Genomic DNA, 17,835 nt, shown 5'->3' with positions numbered 1-17,835 from the left:
AGCTTTTACGGCAATCACTAAGCTGCAAAAATCTTTTTATCTTAGGAAAAATTTCGTGAGTAATTATTCAAACACCTTATCGAATGTTCCATTCTTATTGCCAACGCCGGCTCAACGCAGGCTATGGCTTATTAGCCAAGGAAATATGGACTCAGCATTATATAACGTGCCATTTTCGCTACGTTTGCGTGGTACGTTAGATAGAGAAGCACTTGAAAAAACGATTATTTTTATGATTGAGCGTCATCCGGTATTGCGTTCACAATTTCATGTTGTCAATGGAGAATTACAGATAGTACTGAATCCGCAGTGGCCTGAATTACGTATCAGTGATCTCAGCGATTATTCCCCGGAGGAACGCGAAACCAAAATACAGTCAATCTGTGATAATGAAGTCAGATATTGTTTTAATCTCAGTAACGATTTGCCTTTTCGTTATTTACTGCTTCGTCGGCAAGAGAACGATCATCAGTTAATATTTACGCTGCACCACATTGTATTTGATGATTGGTCTACTCACGTTTTTCTTAATGATTTTAGCCATGCCTATAACCAGTATAAAGTAGGTCAACAGCCTAAGTTGGCGACGATTACCTACCCGCATGTCAATGATTCTATAACAGATATTCATATAAATAGCGCTCATCGGCAACGCTTACGCAACTATTGGGGAAAACAGTTAGTGGAATTGCCTGAACTGCATAAATTACCTACCGATCGGCCACGACTCTTGGAACAACGGGGACGTGGCGCGGTATATCATAAGTCACTTCCTTTATCTCTCGTTGGACGTATTTCTAAAATCTGCCAACGTTATGGATTGACACCTTATATGGTGGCGATTTCCGCTTTTACGGTATTACTGAATCGTTATTCACACGATGACGACATCGTTATTGGCAGTCCATTTGCGAATCGTCACAATATTGATGAACATGTCCGCCTTGGCTTTTTTATCAATTTGTTACCGTTGCGTTTTCGCGTTAATGAAGGGATAAGTTTCAGTGATCTATTGGTCCAAGCACGCGATATATTACTTGATGCATATGAAAATGCTGATTTGCCGTTTGATGAGATTGTCGATGTGGTACAACCCCTGCGTTCTCTGAGCCATTCCCCTGTTTTTCAGATTATGTTTGATTATTTGAAGAGTCCGGGACAAGCATTGCAACTGGATGGGTTAGCAGCAGAAGTACAATTTATCCATTCTGGTACTGCTAAATATGATTTAACGTTATCGATAGAAGAATCCCCAAGTTCACTACTCTGTCTGGTTGAATTTGATACCGATTTGTTTGATAACCTCACCATTACTCGCATGGTGAATCACTATGAGACATTGTTGGATGCATTGCTAAGTGAACCTGAGCGTTCTGTCGCCAAATGTAGCATGTTACCGCCAGAAGAGCTGGAAACACTAGCTCGCTTCTCCCGGCCGGCAGAACCTCTGCCGGTATTGGAATTTATTTCGGTAGCTGAACGCATCAAGTCACAAGTGCGTAATCATCCAGATGCACGGGCTATGGTGTGGCGTGATCAACGTTTCACCTATGCGCAACTGGACGAGTACGCGCAATACCTGCTCGCGAAGATGCGCCAGTGTGGCGTTGGGCCGGGTAGCCGGGTTGCAGTATTGATGAGCTACCGGCCAGAAATTGTCATCTCTTTTTACGCTATTCTCTCTGCCGGTGCGGTTTATGTGCCGTTGTCCCCTTCTGATCCTCGCTTCGCCGATAAGATAAATGATGCACAACCAGTACTGATCCTCACCAGTGAACAGGATGCTGTTGGTTTGCTTGATTTTCGTGCCATTATGCTGGACGTTGATGAGCTGTTTCGTCAACCCGCGCCGCCGGATGTGCAACCCATTTGGCCAGTTCAGGAGAGTGATTCAGCCTATGTTATTTACACTTCTGGTTCAACCGGCAATCCAAAAGGGGTGGAGGTAAGCCACGGTAGTCTGCATGCATCGTACCATGCTTGGTGCCATGACTATCGTTTCACCCAACCCGGTGAGCCGGTATCACTACAACTTGCGGCACCGATTTTCGATCTCAGTATAGGGGATTTCAGTCGTACTCTGGGCTGTGGTGGATGCTTGGTTATGTGTCCGCGTGAGTGGTTGCTGGATGCCCCTGAAATGCACCGCTTAATGATGAGCGAAGGCGTGACCTTCGGTGATTTTCCTCCCGTGGTACTACGTCAATTAATTCAGTTCTGTCAGGATAATGGGAAACGTCTGGATGGATTATCAACACTGGTGTGTGGGGCTGATGTCTGGTTCGGTCATGAGCTGCATGCAGCACAAGCGCTGTGCCGCCCGGATGCGCGTATTCTGGGTTCTTACGGTGTAACTGAAGCAACCATTGATAGCACTGTTTTTGATCCGGAAACACATCCATTGGAAACCGGGCGAGTCATTCCATTGGGTAGGCCGCTGGCTAGCTGTGAGTTGTTCATTGTTGATAAACACCTGCAACAAGTGCCGATTGGCGTTAGTGGTGAATTGTTGATTGCGGGTGTTACCGTAGCAAAAGGATATCTCAATAATCCCCAACTCACGGCAGAAAAATTTATTACCGGCAAATTCGATAGCCATGGCCGTTTTGTGGCAGACGGCCTTGTAGCAGAGAATAGCAGTACGCGATTCTATCGCACCTCAGACATTTGCTGTTTCCTGGCTGACGGCACTATTGATTTCATGGGACGCAGTGATCATCAGATTAAAATTCGCGGTTTTCGCGTTGAATTAGGCGAGGTGGAGAGTGCATTACTGGAGCACGCCGATGTGCGCCAGTGTGCAGTTGTCGCCTGTAATGACAGTACAAATAATAAAGTGTTGGTCGCCTATGTTGTGTCATCGGCTGATACTGACAAGTTACGTGGTTATTTGTCCCTGCGGCTACCCGGGCATATGATGCCGCGTGCTTTCGTGTTTCTCGATAAATTACCAACCACCCCCAACGGGAAGGTTGATCGCAAGCGCTTACAAGTTCCGGATTTCTCACTACCAGAAAATCAGGAGTCTATGACAGAACCGGCTAACGCCCGTGAAGAACAATTGCTGGCATTATGGAGAACAGCGTTAGGAGTTCAGGTCATCAGTACTGAAGATAATTTCTTCTATTGTGGTGGTAATTCATTAATTGCTGCCAATCTGATTACGCAGATCAATAAGACATTTAGTGTTCAGCTTAAACTTTCCGCTATTTTCAACCATCCAACTATCGTCGGGTTAGCCTCGTTACTGGGCAGTGTTGAAAAAGATAGTATTGAAAAGAACAGTATTGAAAAGGACGGCGTTGAAAAGAGCAATGCGAAACAGAGTGTTACTGTGCAGCACGTTTCGCAGGTCAGTGATTTACTCTCATTCGGTCAACGCAGTTTGTGGTTGATTGCGATGCAACGACCGGATGATTGCAGTTACAACGTGCCTTTCACATTGCGTCTGCATGGTAATCTGCATTTTACTGCGTTAATGCAGGCGCTGAATGACATAGTGCAACGTCATGACGTATTACGTACCACATTCTCTAGCCAAGTCAGCAAAGTAAGCGAGCCAGATGGAACATCCAGTTTTGAACCTAGTCATCAGGTTGCGTCTGAATTAACGCTAACCCTGCGCCAGCAAAATATCTCCGGCGGTGAGTCTGCACTGGCATCGAAATTGCGGGAAGAGATGATGGCAAGTTTCGATCTCGTCAATGGGCCACTCATCCGTGCGGTACTGTTTACGCTGTCCCCGCAAGAGCATGTGCTTTGTATTACTCTGCACCACATTATTTCCGATGGTCGCTCACTGGCAATACTTTTTGATGAGTTACGGCACGGCTATCAGGCACGTCTGGCCGGTAAGGCACCCATGCTACCCATGTTGGAAGCAAACTATGGGCATTTCATTAGCTGGCAGCGCTCCCGACTGACTGATCCAGCGGTGCAGCAACAGATTCATTTCTGGCGTCAACAATTGGCGGATGCGCCAGCGACTCTGATACTGAATGAGATGGCGGCACCAACTGACGAAGCGGCTGCAATAAGTTGTGCTATTCCTCATGTGTATGTTGAAGGTGTAGAGAAACTGGCTCGTGAGCAAAACTGTACACCGTTTATGGTCTGGTTGAGTTTGTTTGCCCTCCTGTTGCGCCAGCAGAGTGGGGAGCAGGATCTTATCGTCGGCACACCAGTGTCGCTGCGCACTATACCTGCATGGGATACGCTAATTGGCTACTTTGCTAACACTTTGCCGGTACGTATCAATAGCCGTGAGTTGCAAACTTTTCAGCAACTCCTGATGCACACGCGACAGGTTAGTCTCGACATTCTTGAAAATCGTGATTTGCCGTTCGATTATTTGGTACAAACACTTAATTTGCCGCGTGTGGCAGGTAAAAATCCCGTTTTCCAAACTATTTTTTCCTGTGAACTGGATCAACCAAACGATGCAACATTCGGGGACATGAAGGTTTCAGACGTTGAGTTGGGGGACTATCGCGCCAAAATTGATTTAGAGCTGGCAATTAATCGTGTAAATGGTCAGGTTTACGCTCATTTTATGGCCATGCCGGGGGGGTTATCTGCCGTCACTCTGGGACGGATGAGTGAGTATTTGCTGGCGATGTTGCCACAACTCATTGAAAAACCAGATACTGCATTGGCTGATTTGTTGACGGTTAATTCTGACCGTAGTGCTCAACCAGAACTCGTTGTTGATAAGCCACAAGGACTGTTTCAGTTGTTTCAACAGAACCTGTCCCGGTATGGCGGACATGTGGCGCTGGAAAGTGATGAATTAAGTCTAAGTTATCAGCAGCTTGATACATTGACCGCATATGTGGCGCAACAATTACAACAAGTAGGTGTAGGCCGAGGTGATCGAGTTGGCATTCTGATGGGACACCATCCACATAATGTCACGGCAATGCTGGCAATTAACCGAATTGGTGCGGTGTTTGTGCCACTGGCTCCTGATAACGCCGAACCAGCAAATCGATATGTGATTGATAATGCGGAAATAAAAGCGATATTGTGCCGAAATGAAACAGCGCCTCTGTGTCAGCGTCTTAGTCTGGCGGCAATGAATATCGATGAGTTAGATATAGCCAATGCACCTTATATGACTATGGCGGCGATCTGTCAGCCGGATGATTGCGCTTACGTTATTTACACTTCTGGATCAACGGGTAAACCAAAAGGTGTTGCTGTCACCCACCGCAGTGTCTGCCATAACATTCTGGCAATCCGCGATGAGCTGAGGCTTGAACCTTCTTCTCGCATAGTGCAGTACTCCTCGCCCGTATTTGATGTGATGTTGGGAGAAATTTTTCCAGCACTTGTAGCGGGTGCTTGCGTGGTCTTCGCTAATAAACAGCAACTGTTGCCTGGCAGTAATCTGACAGAGTGGCTGGCACATAAACAGATTACGCATATGTGGATTGTCCCTTCTGCGTTGGCGATAGTGCCGTTAGTACCGCTGCCAAGTCTCCAGGTGATTATCGTAACCGGTGAGCCTTGTATGCCCGAAGTCGCCCAGCGCTGGTCTGTAGGGCGCAGGCTGATGAATGGATACGGCCCTACTGAATGCGCAATTGTGGTATCCCTTACCGATTATCATGCCGCAGGGCAAAATCTGGTGCTGCGTCCAATGGGCGATGTTCGCTTCCATCTGCTTGATGAACAGAGAAAGCCCGTAGCACCGGGGGAAATGGGTGAACTTTATTTAGCGGGAACCTGTGTTGCACAGGGCTATCTGGGTATGGATGAAAAAACCGCTGGGGTGTTTTTACCCGATAGCTTTGCACCACAATTAAAGGCTCGCATGTACCGTACCGGCGACATTGTGCGTCAACGCATGGATGGCGCACTGGAGTTTATTGGTCGGGTTGACCGTCAGGTAAAAATCCGTGGTTACCGAATTGAGCTGAATGCTGTGCGTGCTGCCCTAAGTGCGCTACCGGGTGTACGTCAGGCCGAAGCACTGGCGATCACCGATAGCCAAGGGAATAAAGAGTTGGCGGGATACATTGTCGGCGAAACCAGCCGTAGTGAGATCCTGAGCGCATTACGCCAACAGGTTAGTGAGGTGATGGTGCCAACAGCGTTGTTCTTTCTTGATGCACTGCCTACCGGCATTACGGGAAAAGTCGATCTGAAAGCATTAGCTGAAATGAAACTGACACGTGCCGGTCAGCATCAATCTTCTCCTTTGCCAGCCAAAGTTGTGTCATCACTCAGTCGCGTTGAGGCTATCTGGCGTGAACTGCTAGAGAGGGATGAAATCGGTTATGACGAAAACTTTTTCGATGCTGGCGGCCACTCACTACGGGTTATGGCGCTATTCCAGCAATTGAATGAAGCGTTTGGTGTCAACTTGTCTGTGACCGATATTTTCGCCCATCCCACCATTCGACAACAGGCGCAACTACTGGACACGCTGTCGCAACAAAAAACACCCGTTACAGTCGCAGTCACACCGCTGATAGTCACTGAAAAGAGAGCAATACCAACAGCAATACCAATGTTGGATGTTTCGACTCAGGATAGCAATGCTATTGCGATTATTGGTATGACTGGCCGCTTCCCACAAGCGCCAGATCTCGACACTTTTTGGCAGCGGTTGTTGGCGGGTTACGATGCCAGTGTGGAGTTGTCTGACGAGGAATTGTTACAACGGGGCGTCAATCCAGCGCTGTTAAGTCACCCACAGTTTGTCAGACGCGCACGTTTGCTGGAGGGTTGTGCGGAGTTTGATGCACGCTTCTTTGGTTATTCATCACGTGAAGCGCAGGTGATGGACCCACAACAGCGGTTATTTCTTGAAATGGCATGGGAAACGTTGGAACTCTCTGGCTATGGCAATGATAGTACACCGCGTTCAGTCGGTGTCTTTGGTAGCAGTGGCTTCAATTATTACCTGCTGGAAAACGTCATGCCAAATAAAGACCGGATGCACCTCGACCCCGGTCAGTGGCAAATAGGTAATGACAAGGATTTTATCGCTACACGTGCCGCTTACAAACTGAACCTTAGCGGACCGTCTGTCAGTATTGGCACCGCCTGTTCGTCATCACTCACCGCTATTCACTTTGCCTGCGAAAGCCTACGACGTGGTGAATGTGACATGGCATTGGCAGGCGCTGTAGCACTCGATCCGCAACAGGTTGGCTTTGTCCATGTCAGTGGTGGAATTATGTCTCCAGATGGCCTTTGTCGGCCATTTGACGCTGCGGCCAACGGTACAGCCAGCGGCAGCGGCGGTGGGATGATATTACTGAAACGTCTGTCCGCTGCTTTGCAAGATGGCGATACCATCCATGCGGTAATTAAAGGTTCTGCTATCAATAATGATGGTGCACAAAAGGTGAGTTACACAGCACCAAGTATTGACGGCCAATCTTCAGTGATCAAAGACGCGCTGCGTAATGCCGGGGTATCGCCTGCCAGCATCAGTTATATCGAAGCACACGGTACGGCGACTTCTTTAGGCGATCCAGTAGAAATACGTGCGCTGACTCAGGCTTTCCTGGAACAATCTGATGGTGAAGTGCTACCTGTAGGGAGCTGCGCAATAGGTTCTGTGAAAGGAAATATAGGACATATTGATGCTGCTGCCGGTATAGCGGGGGTAATCAAAACCGTGTTGGCGCTGCGTCACCAGACTTTGCCACCAAGTATTCACTATCATCAACCCAATCCTGCAATCCCCTTCGAACAGACCCCGTTTTCTGTGATCAATACAGCATGCCCGTGGCCGCAGACAAGTCAGCCACGTCGTGCCGGTGTAAGTTCTTTCGGCATTGGCGGCAGTAATGCGCACCTTATTCTGGAAGAAGCTCCGCGCCAGCAAGATGCCCGTATATTAGATGACGAGCGCTGGCATCTGCTGCCAATTTCAGCGAAAACGCCGCAAACGTTGCTTCAGCAAGGGGAACGCTTGGCAGTAGCATTGACTACCGGTAATGAGCTATTAGCGGATATTGCCGGAACTTTGCAACAAGGACGCAGCGCTTTCAGTGAGCGTGCTTTTGTTGTGGGAAAAGATCGGGAGCAATTAATCAATCAACTACGCCAACTATCACCGCAGACGATTAATCGCAAACAACAGCCTCGTGCGGTGATTTTTATGTTTCCGGGACAAGGCAGTCAGTCTATTGAAATGGGGCAATCGCTCTATCTGCGTGATGGTGTATTCCGCCAGCAATTTGATCGCTGTGCCGAACTGCTACAGCCACACATCAAACTGGATATCAGGCAGTTGATTTATCCGCAATCGGAGCGCGACAATGCTATCAGCCGGTTAAATGCTACACGTTATACCCAACCTGCGCTGTTCACTGTTGAGTATGCGCTGGCCTGCCAGCTACAAGCTTGGGGTATTACACCGCAAGCAATGATTGGTCATAGCCTCGGTGAACTGGTTGCGGCCTGTGTAGGGGGTATGCTTGAACTGGAAGATACACTGGCATTGGTAGCAAATCGAGCGGCAATCATGCAGCGCCAGCCCACAGGAGCAATGCTGGCGGTACAGGCATCATCTGAACGTATGGTTGCGCTGGCACCGGAGTGTGAATTTGCAGCACTCAACGGGCCCGCACAGTGCGTGATAACTGGCAGCCATGACAATATTGCGGTACTGGAAGAACAATGCAACAAGGCAGGTATTTCTTGCCAGCGACTAACGACATCACATGCATTTCATAGTTCATTGATGGATGCTGCCGCACAACAGATGCGGGAATTCAGCGCAGGCTTCACGCTACAATCCAGTACCATTCCGATGATATCCAATATCAGTGGCCGTTGGTTCAGTGAACAAGATCGCGATAATTCTGGTTATTGGGGAGATCATCTGCGTCGGCCAGTACGCTTCTATGACGGTATTCTTACGTTACTGAACCATTATGACAATCCGATCCTGCTTGAAGTCGGTCCAGGGCGTGCACTGACCAGTATGCTGAAAGATCTACAGCAAACAGGCCAAGCCCAGATACTAACCACGATGCGCCATACTCGCCAGCAAAAACCGGATGAAGAGGTGCTGCTCAATACCGTTGGGCAGTTATGGCAGCAAGGAGTTGCTATCGATTGGGCTGCATTTGGTCATTCACACAAATTACATCGGGTTATGCTGCCAGTGTACCCTCTCCAACGACAACATCTCTGGCTGGAACAGCCTGTCACTACATCAGCCACCGTCATCAGTACACAGCGGAGAAAACTACCGACTTTCACACGGTCATCAGATAAAGAGGGAATCACCCGGTTTACTTGTAAGCTAGATGATAATGTCTGGTTTATCGATGAACATCGCATCTTCGAAGGGCAAGGTGTATTGCCGGGTACAGGTTGCCTGGAATTAGTGCGTCGTGTTTTCAACGAATTGCAACCCGGTGGCACAGCTACTTTCAGTGAAGTTTACTTCCCCTCACCGTTGGTACTATCGTCAGGTGTTGAACGTCAGATACGCATCAGTTTGACTGCCATTGATAACAGCCTGGCCTTTACGCTGGAGTCTCACGACGATGGTAATGACATGTGGCAACTCCATGCAAACGGCAATGTTACTGCCGTATGCTCTCCACCAGCAGAAATTGTTTCACCTTATGAGTTGCGTCGGAATTTGCAGCTTGAAGAGGTTGCAGAGGCACCGGAGCGTTTCAATCAAGCATTTGCTGACTATGGACCACGCTGGCAATGCATTGCAGGTGTATGGATGGGGGATCGCTGTGCGCTGGCACAGTTGCGACTCAATCAGGCATTTATCGATGATTTGCCGGATATTGCATTACATCCGGCTTTGCTCGACTTGGGCACGGTGTTCTTACATGCCTGTCTGTTGCCGGGTGATGCTTCAATACCGTTCCATTACGGTTCGCTGACGCTGCACCAACCATTATGCGCCGAATTTTACAGTCTGGCGGTTGAAACGGCACCTCGGACTTATGACATAACGCTATTTAGTTGGGATGAGCGTCAAAATTGCAAACAGGTGCTGGCTGAAATCCACGGTTACAATTTACGACAGTTCAATTCCTTACCATTCCAGCCAGCCAGCGAGTCGAATGTAGCACGGTGGTGTCGTTACCCTCGATGGTTACCGAAGCCTCTAGGCGAAGCAAAACAGAATCGTGCGCCGTGGTTGATTTTTGGTGCCCAAGCCGCTGAGCTAAGTGATTTATCGCAAGCGGCGGCACCCGGTAGTATCGTTGTTGAAGATGCTGATGAATTTCTGCAACAGAGTACCTACCGCTTTAGTTTGCGTAAGGACCAGCCCGAAGATTATCAACGACTGATAGATTGCCTGATACAGCAACAAGTGCTACCAGAACGTATCATCTGGTGCTGGACTGCGGCGGGGATTTCTCAACCAGAGGCTGCATTTGAACAACTGGCGGCTGCAATTAAAGCACTTACCGGTCATCACAGAGTTTTTAATATTACCCTGATTTCCCGCGGGCTACAGGCAGCCAAAGTGCTAGAAGCCTGTAATGCCGCACCCGCGCTTGGTTTGCTCGGAATATTGGCGGCCGAGTATCCGGGATGTTCTGCACGTCATATCGATCTAAATGATGACACTTTTGCTACATATCAATCGCTGATTGCGGAACTGTATACGGATATGCAACCGGAAGAGACGACAGAAGGAATACCGGTTACCAGCATTTCGCTTAAACAGGGTGAACGTGAATTACAGACATTTACTGAGCTTGATGAGATACCTCGTCGGCAAATTCTGCGGGATGGCGGTGTTTACCTGATTACGGGTGGATTGGGGGGTATCGGTCAGTTACTGGCACGTCACATCAGCAATCAATGCAGTAAGGTTAAACTCGGTATTTTGAGCCGCCGAGGAACTAATGCGGTAAGTGAAGCTTTACTCGATGTGTTACAGAAATCTGGTGCTGAAGTCATGATGTTACGCGCTGATGTTGCTGATGATGCGGCATTGACTAAAGCACTGGCACAGATGCGGGCAAGATTTGGTGCTATCAACGGTGTGATTCATTCAGCGGGTATTGAAGCCAGTGGATTGCTGGAGCATGGCACGTCGCAGGACTGGCGGCATGTGATGGCAGCAAAAGTAAGTGGTACACAGCAATTGATGACGGCGATAAGTCAGGACCCTCTCGACTTTGTTCTGTTGTGCTCTTCACTTGCCTCATTGGTAGGTGGAATGGGTCAGGCAGACTACGCGGCGGCGAACCGTTATCTTGATGCCGTGGCGCACTATTGGCGACAGCAGGCTATACCGGTAACGTCAGTTAACTGGGATACCTGGGCAGAAGTGGGGATGGCCGTGGATTATGCTGCACGCCGTCAAGAAAGCGTGATCGGTCTCAGTAATCAAGAGGGCTGCGCTATTTTCGATCTGGCGATCGCTGGAATGGAAGCACAGATCGTTGTCAATAAATTTCCCCCTGTTCAGCGCACACAATTACAGGATTTATCAGTGATATCTGATTCCGCCAGCCCAGAGGAAGCGGTTCGTCAATTGTGGTATGAGCTACTGGGCGAAGAGACGATTCACTTGGAAGATGATTTCTTCGAACTGGGCGGTCATTCACTGTTGGCAACGCAGATGATCTCCCGTTTGCGTGATCATTTCCAGCACTGCCTGACGCTGGCGGAGTTTCTCGAACAACCGACAATGGCACGTGTTGTCCGTTCACTATCTGACGAGAAAAAGAGCTCGGTTCCTGAGAATGCCCATATCCGCTATTGCCTGGTGCCAATTAATCACGGCGGTAACGGTAATTATTCACCCTTCTTTTGTGTGCCGGGTATGGGCGGCAATGTTACCCAATTTATGCCCCTAGCCGGGGCATTACCACCAGAACTGCCATTTATCGGTATGCAGTATTTGGGGCTTGATGGAAAAACTGCGCCGCACCAATCGGTGGAAGAGATAGCAACACATTATATTGCCTGTTTGCGCTCGGCTCAAAAACAGGGGCCATATCATATCGGCGGTCATTCATTGGGGGGCAAAGTAGCTTATGAAATGGCACGGCAGCTTCATGCTGAGGGAGAAAGCATCGGTTCTCTGGTGCTACTCGACTCTGCCGCACCACCCTATGCACCGGTTCCATATCAGGAAGATGCTGATATTGCCAAAGTTATTCTTGGTATTTTTGCCTACTACACTAACCGACTGGAGATGATCGACAGCTTGGATGACAACGAAATGCGTGCATTACCACGTGAGGCGTTACTGAGCTATATCAAAGAGCAGCTAAAACGTTTCTCGTTGATTCAGGCACAGAATGATATGGGCTCAATTAACGGATTGTTCAATGTCTATCGGGCTGCGTCGGATATGTCACCGAAATATCGACCAATACCCGTACAGTTGCCAATTCCTATGCTGTTAGTAAAAGCGGTAGACCCCCTACCGAAAGGGGTTGTTGTACCGGAGATCCGGGAGACCAATGGCTGGGGTTGGGAAAAGTTCTCCACTCTTCCCATTCGTATCGCAGAAGTGCCGGGGAATCATTATAGCTGCCTGATGGAAGAGCACGTAGCACATGTATCGCGGGCGATAATCCATCACTTTCCATCAATAATAACAGGAGGACAGATATGAGTGATTCTTCCCCAACGGTTCACCTTCCTGAAAACCGCCAACATAAACGCCGATTGGCCGTGATCCTAATGACATTGGCTGTGGATGCTTTGGGTATCGGGATTGTACTCCCGGTTTTACCCGATCTGTTGCGGGAGGTTGCCCCGCAACCACCGGAAGCGGGTATGCCGTTAATCGGGTTATTTGTCTCACTATATGCTTTTGCACAGTTCCTTTTCGCCCCGTTGTTAGGGGCGCTTAGCGACGCTTGGGGCAGGCGGCCGGTATTGCTTGCAACCCTGTTTGGCACAGCGCTGAGCTATGCGCTGGTGGCGACAGCACCGTCACTAGGATGGCTGGTAGCCGGTATATTTCTTTCAGGCTCCACCGCCGCCAGTACTTCCGCGGCATCGGCTTACGTAGCAGATGTGACACCAGAAGCACAGCGGGCCGCACGTTTCGGTCTGGTCAGCGGTGTTCTTGGCTTCGGCATGGTTGCCGGGCCAGCCTTCGGAGGGTTATTGGGCATGATTGCACCGCGCCTTCCGTTTGTGATTGCTGGCTCACTGGCCGCCGTGAACGCTATTGCCGCTATGTTCGTTCTGAACGAAAGTCTGACCAAGGAGAACCGGCGTTCGTTCGACTGGCACCGTGCCAACCCTTTGGGCAGCCTGAAACTACTGGCGACGGATGGGGTATTAAGACGACTGGTTTATGCTTCAGCTCTTGGCATGGTGGCTTATGGCATTTTTCTGGCCTGTTTTGTCTTACTCAATGAAATGCGTTTGGGCTGGGGACCACGTGAAAACGGGCTGGCTCTCACCGGACTCGGCGTCGGGATCATCATAACGCAAACTTGGTTGCTAAAAATGTTCGTGGCGCGTTGTAACGAATACCGCACAGCGATCATCGGTTACGGACTCTATACGTTAGCATTTATCGCTTATAGCCTGGCGGTATCACCACTGATTGTTGCTGGTGCAATTGCTCTGCATGCACTGGCGTTGATCAGCGATTCAACGCTTCGTGCTTTGATTTCATTGCGTGCCGGCAATGAGCGACAAGGGGAATATCTGGGAGCGCAGAACTGTATGTTAGGTCTGGCTATCACTGCTTCACCCCTGTTAGGTGCATTATTACTGCATTTTTCATCTCGTCAGGAGCAATCTCTCTATTTTCAAGGAATTCCCTTTGTTATTGCTGTCGTTGTTTGCCTCTGCGCCATATTGATTTTGCTGCGTGGTTCTCAGGCAGACATCACATTACGCAATTTATATAAATAAAAATATCACCAGCCTGTGAGGATTAATTATGAAACAACATCAAGGAAGCTATTACCCCCTGACCGCAGCACAGCAGGAAATTTGGCTGGCTGAACAATTAAATGTAAGCACAGGAATTTATAACACTGGTTGTTATATTGATATTTCAGGTGCTATCGATATTGAGACACTTAACACGGCGTTGTCCCAATTGATAGATGAAGCTGAATGTTTACGAGTAGTCGTTGTGCAACACCCACAAGGACCACAACAACAGATTGTTACCAACCTGCAATGGAAATGCCCACTTATTGATTTATCTCACCATGAAGATGCGTTAATAGAAGCTGAAACCTGGATGAATGCTGAATTGGTGCGGCCGATGGCGTTAACCCTAGGGCCGTTGTTTGGTCTTGCGCTGCTAAAAATCAGTGATGAACACTATTTTCTGTTTATTCGTGTCCATCATCTGGCTAGTGATGCTTTTGGCACTACGTTGCTGATTCAGCGGCTTGCTGAACTGTATACCCAGAAATTGACTGGCGCTGCTGAGCTGGAAAATCCTTTCGGACCTCTTAGCGATCTGTTGGCTTTTGATGAAGAGTACCGTCGCTCGGAAAATTTTCAACATGACCGTCAGTGGTGGTCACAATATATGGTAGGCCGAAGTGAGCCACAGAGCCTTGCCGTGGGAGCGAAGCCCGGTCAGTTTGCCGACTTGGGTTCGTTCAGTTGCACCCCGTGTGAAATCCCGGCCAAGGTCAAGGATATCCTGCGTACTCTGAGTGAAGAGAGTGGAAGTAGTATGGCACAAATTATTATTGCTATCGTTGCTTCCTGGATTTCTCGTATGACCGATAAGCAGGATATTACTTTAGGTATGCCAGTCACTGCGCGTTCAGGGCGTGCGTTACGTAGTATTCCAGGTATGATATCGAATGTATTACCTCTACGCCTGACAATAGATCCTGCTCATTCCATCGGTGACATTAGTAAGCTGGTCAGCCAAGAAATCCGCCAGTTACTCAAACATCAACAGTATCGTTCTGAAGATATCTATCGTGATTTACAGCGAAATGGTTCTGCTCCCCGCTTGTTTGCGCAGAATATCAATGTGATGCTGTTTAACAGCAATGTGAGCTTTGCGGGTAATTTTGGGCGTACCAAAAATTTGTCCAGTGGGCCGGTAGAAGACCTCACTGTGACCATTTATGATCATGGCGAAGGCGACAGCTTGCAGTTTACGCTCGATACCAATGATAACCTCTACACTCCCCACGATATTAACCTGCAAAAATCTCTTTTTCAGCATTTCATCACTGAATTGCTGGCGGATATATCACGCCCCATTGGTGAGCTGACATTGCCAGATTGGCACATAGGAGACAGCCTATTGCCTGCACGGCGCACCGTATTAAATGAGGAAACACTGACCTCGCGCTTTGAACAACGAGCAATTGCCATGCCGGATAGTGTGGCGCTGACTTATCAACAGGAGAATATTAGTTATACGGTATTGAACCAACGTGCTAACCAACTGGCACACTATCTGGTATCACGGCAAATAGGCCCAGAACAGCGTGTTATGGTCTGTTTACCACGTTCTATTGAGATGATGGTGACACTGCTGGCTATCATCAAGGCTGGTGCTGCTTACGTGCCGGTGGAGGCGGATTATCCGCAAAGTCGTCTTGATTTTATGATCGACGATGCTGAACCTGCTTGTGTGATCACCACCAGTGAAATTGCGCAACGCCTGACAGCCAATATCCCCATGATATTGCTAGATGATCCCGAATTGCTCACCTATCTGGAAATGCAAAGTGTTGCTGATCTGTCTGACAAAGAGCGCTTGCAACCGCTGATTTCAGCACATCCTGCTTATATCATTTACACCTCTGGCTCCACCGGTGTGCCCAAGGGCGTGGTAGTGACTCATCATAATGTGATGCGTTTGCTACAAAGTACTCAGCGCTGGTTTAACTTCTCTGAAACTGATTGTTGGACAATGTTTCACTCTTATGCTTTTGATTTTGCGGTCTGGGAGTGTTGGGGAGCATTATTGAATGGCGGAAGATTGGTGATTGTTCCCTGGGAAGTCAGCCGTTCACCTACAGATTTTTTGCAGCTTTTAGTTAGCGAAAAAGTGACGGTGTTAAATCAGACACCTTCAGCGTTTCAGGCGCTGATCCATGCTGATCGCGAAGCCCCTGAACTTGGGCAGAGTTTGGTACTACGCACGGTGATTTTTGGCGGAGAAGCACTGAATGCGCATATTCTGGAAGAGTGGTATCAAAGACACGATGATAACGCTCCTCAGTTGGTCAACATGTATGGCATTACTGAAACTACTGTACATGTAACCTATTTCCCTCTTTCACGTGAAGTCGTTGCTCAGCCTGCTTCAAGTCTTATTGGTGAACCTATTGATGATCTCGGTATTTATATTCTTGATGAGGCTCAACACCCGGTTCCGGTAGGTTTCGTGGGAGAGATATATGTAGGCGGCGCAGGGGTAGCGCGTGGTTATCTGAATCGTCCAGAACTTACTGCTGAACGCTTCATGGCTGATCCCTTTATCGGCACAGATGCACACATGTATCGCACGGGTGATCTGGCAAGATTGCGTCGGGATGGGGTACTGGACTTCCTTGGCCGTACTGACGATCAAGTTAAAATCCGCGGTTTCCGTATTGAATTGGGCGAGGTGGCGGCAGCGCTAAATGCACACCCTGATATCGTGCAATCTGAGGTCATTGTGCGTGAAGATGAAGGTCAACAGAAGCGGTTGGTAGGTTATGTCATTGCCCATAAAGGTATTACGCTTGAATCACAGTTAATACGGTCCAGTCTGACCACATGCTTGCCCGAAGCGATGATTCCAGCAGCAATAGTGCAGCTTGATCACTTCCCGTTGACCATTAACGGAAAGTTAGATCGTAAAGCGTTACCGAAACCCATGTGGAACAGTGTAGTAATCAATGAAAGTAGCTCCTCCAGCCCACAAGAACTCTCGCTTTGTCGTCTGTTTGCCGAGTTGCTGGGATTAGAAAATATCTCTCCAGAGGATAATTTCTTTGAGCTCGGCGGCGAATCTTTGGTTGCAATGCGGGTAATAGCAAGAGTGCGTAGTGACTTCGGCGTTGAAATAACGTTGCGCGATCTATTTAACGCACCGAGGGTCAGCCAACTGGTGCAACGATTGAACGCTTTGCAGCAGGAAAATGAAGTCGTTAGCCAGACCTAAATTTTTAACGTGATTATGCTGGCAAATAAATAAAACAGAGGAAAAAACATAATGAACCGAATAGATGAATTAACCGCAGAACTTCTTAGCTCAATGAATCAGTATGACCTTAAACGGCTGGATAATATTTTCTCTGAAGATATTTCACTTTATTATCCGGGCCTTACTCCAATGGTAGGTAAAAAGATGTCGATTATTTTTCTCAAGAAACTTTTTTCGAATTTTGAATATTTACATTTTAGGCAAACGGGGTTCATTGCTAGTAATAACCAGGCTTGCGTTATTTGGGAAAATGAAGGACGCCGTAAAAATAGTGATACTTATAGCAATATGGGCGTGACATTAATAGAAATTATGGACGACAAAATAGTTCTCCTCAGCGATTACTTTAAATTTGAAGTACCTCATTAAGCAGGATATCACTGTAATAAAAGATTTGGTGCTCTCTGGATATTGTATTTAATTTATACCCTATGGATTTCAAGATGCATCGCGGCGGCAAGGGAGCGAATCCCCGGGAGCATGGCAAACTATGTGACCGGGGTATGGGCAAGTGCAGCCAACAAAGAGGAAACTTGAAAGATGACGGGTATATAACCGTTTCATGCAAAGATAACCACAACTGTTCTATTTCATTCCGCCAGAGAGAATAAGATTAATACCGTTCAATACTATCAATGATATTTCCGGAAATTGTTAACCACTACCGTATACCTGTAATGCAATGTGGTAGACCAATTTTACATGCTTACTACACACCCTAAGTA

General features: G+C 48.1%; 4 protein-coding genes. All 4 read left to right on the top strand.

Going from position 1 to position 17,835, the window contains the following annotated elements; all coding sequences use genetic code 11:
• Positions 1 to 55: 55 nt before the first annotated feature.
• Genes PluTT01m_RS09700 through PluTT01m_RS09685 form a run of 4 tightly spaced genes read left to right on the top strand, consistent with a single transcriptional unit; the run spans position 56 to position 17,479 of the window.
• The gene (locus PluTT01m_RS09700; RefSeq protein WP_232507913.1) at positions 56 to 12,580 is read left to right on the top strand and encodes a hybrid non-ribosomal peptide synthetase/type I polyketide synthase; all 12,525 of its coding nucleotides are present in this window, start codon (positions 56 to 58) and stop codon (positions 12,578 to 12,580) included.
• Positions 12,577 to 13,842, top strand: coding sequence for an MFS transporter (locus tag PluTT01m_RS09695; protein ID WP_011146144.1), 1,266 nt, complete (start codon positions 12,577 to 12,579; stop codon positions 13,840 to 13,842). Before PluTT01m_RS09700 ends, PluTT01m_RS09695 begins: the two co-directional genes overlap by 4 nt.
• Positions 13,843 to 13,870: 28 nt before the next feature.
• Positions 13,871 to 17,068: a non-ribosomal peptide synthetase gene (locus PluTT01m_RS09690; RefSeq protein ID WP_011146143.1), complete on the top strand. Its 3,198-nt coding sequence runs from the start codon at positions 13,871 to 13,873 to the stop codon at positions 17,066 to 17,068.
• Between the two features lie 51 nt (positions 17,069 to 17,119).
• A complete protein-coding gene (locus PluTT01m_RS09685; RefSeq protein ID WP_011146142.1) occupies positions 17,120 to 17,479 on the top strand; it encodes a nuclear transport factor 2 family protein in 360 nt (119 codons plus the stop codon).
• Positions 17,480 to 17,835 lie beyond the last annotated feature (356 nt).

It is taken from the genome of Photorhabdus laumondii subsp. laumondii, from assembly GCF_003343245.1.
GTDB lineage: Bacteria > Pseudomonadota > Gammaproteobacteria > Enterobacterales > Enterobacteriaceae > Photorhabdus > Photorhabdus laumondii.
Note: the sequence above shows the minus strand (reverse complement) of the source record. Positions and strands in the feature narration are given on the sequence as shown.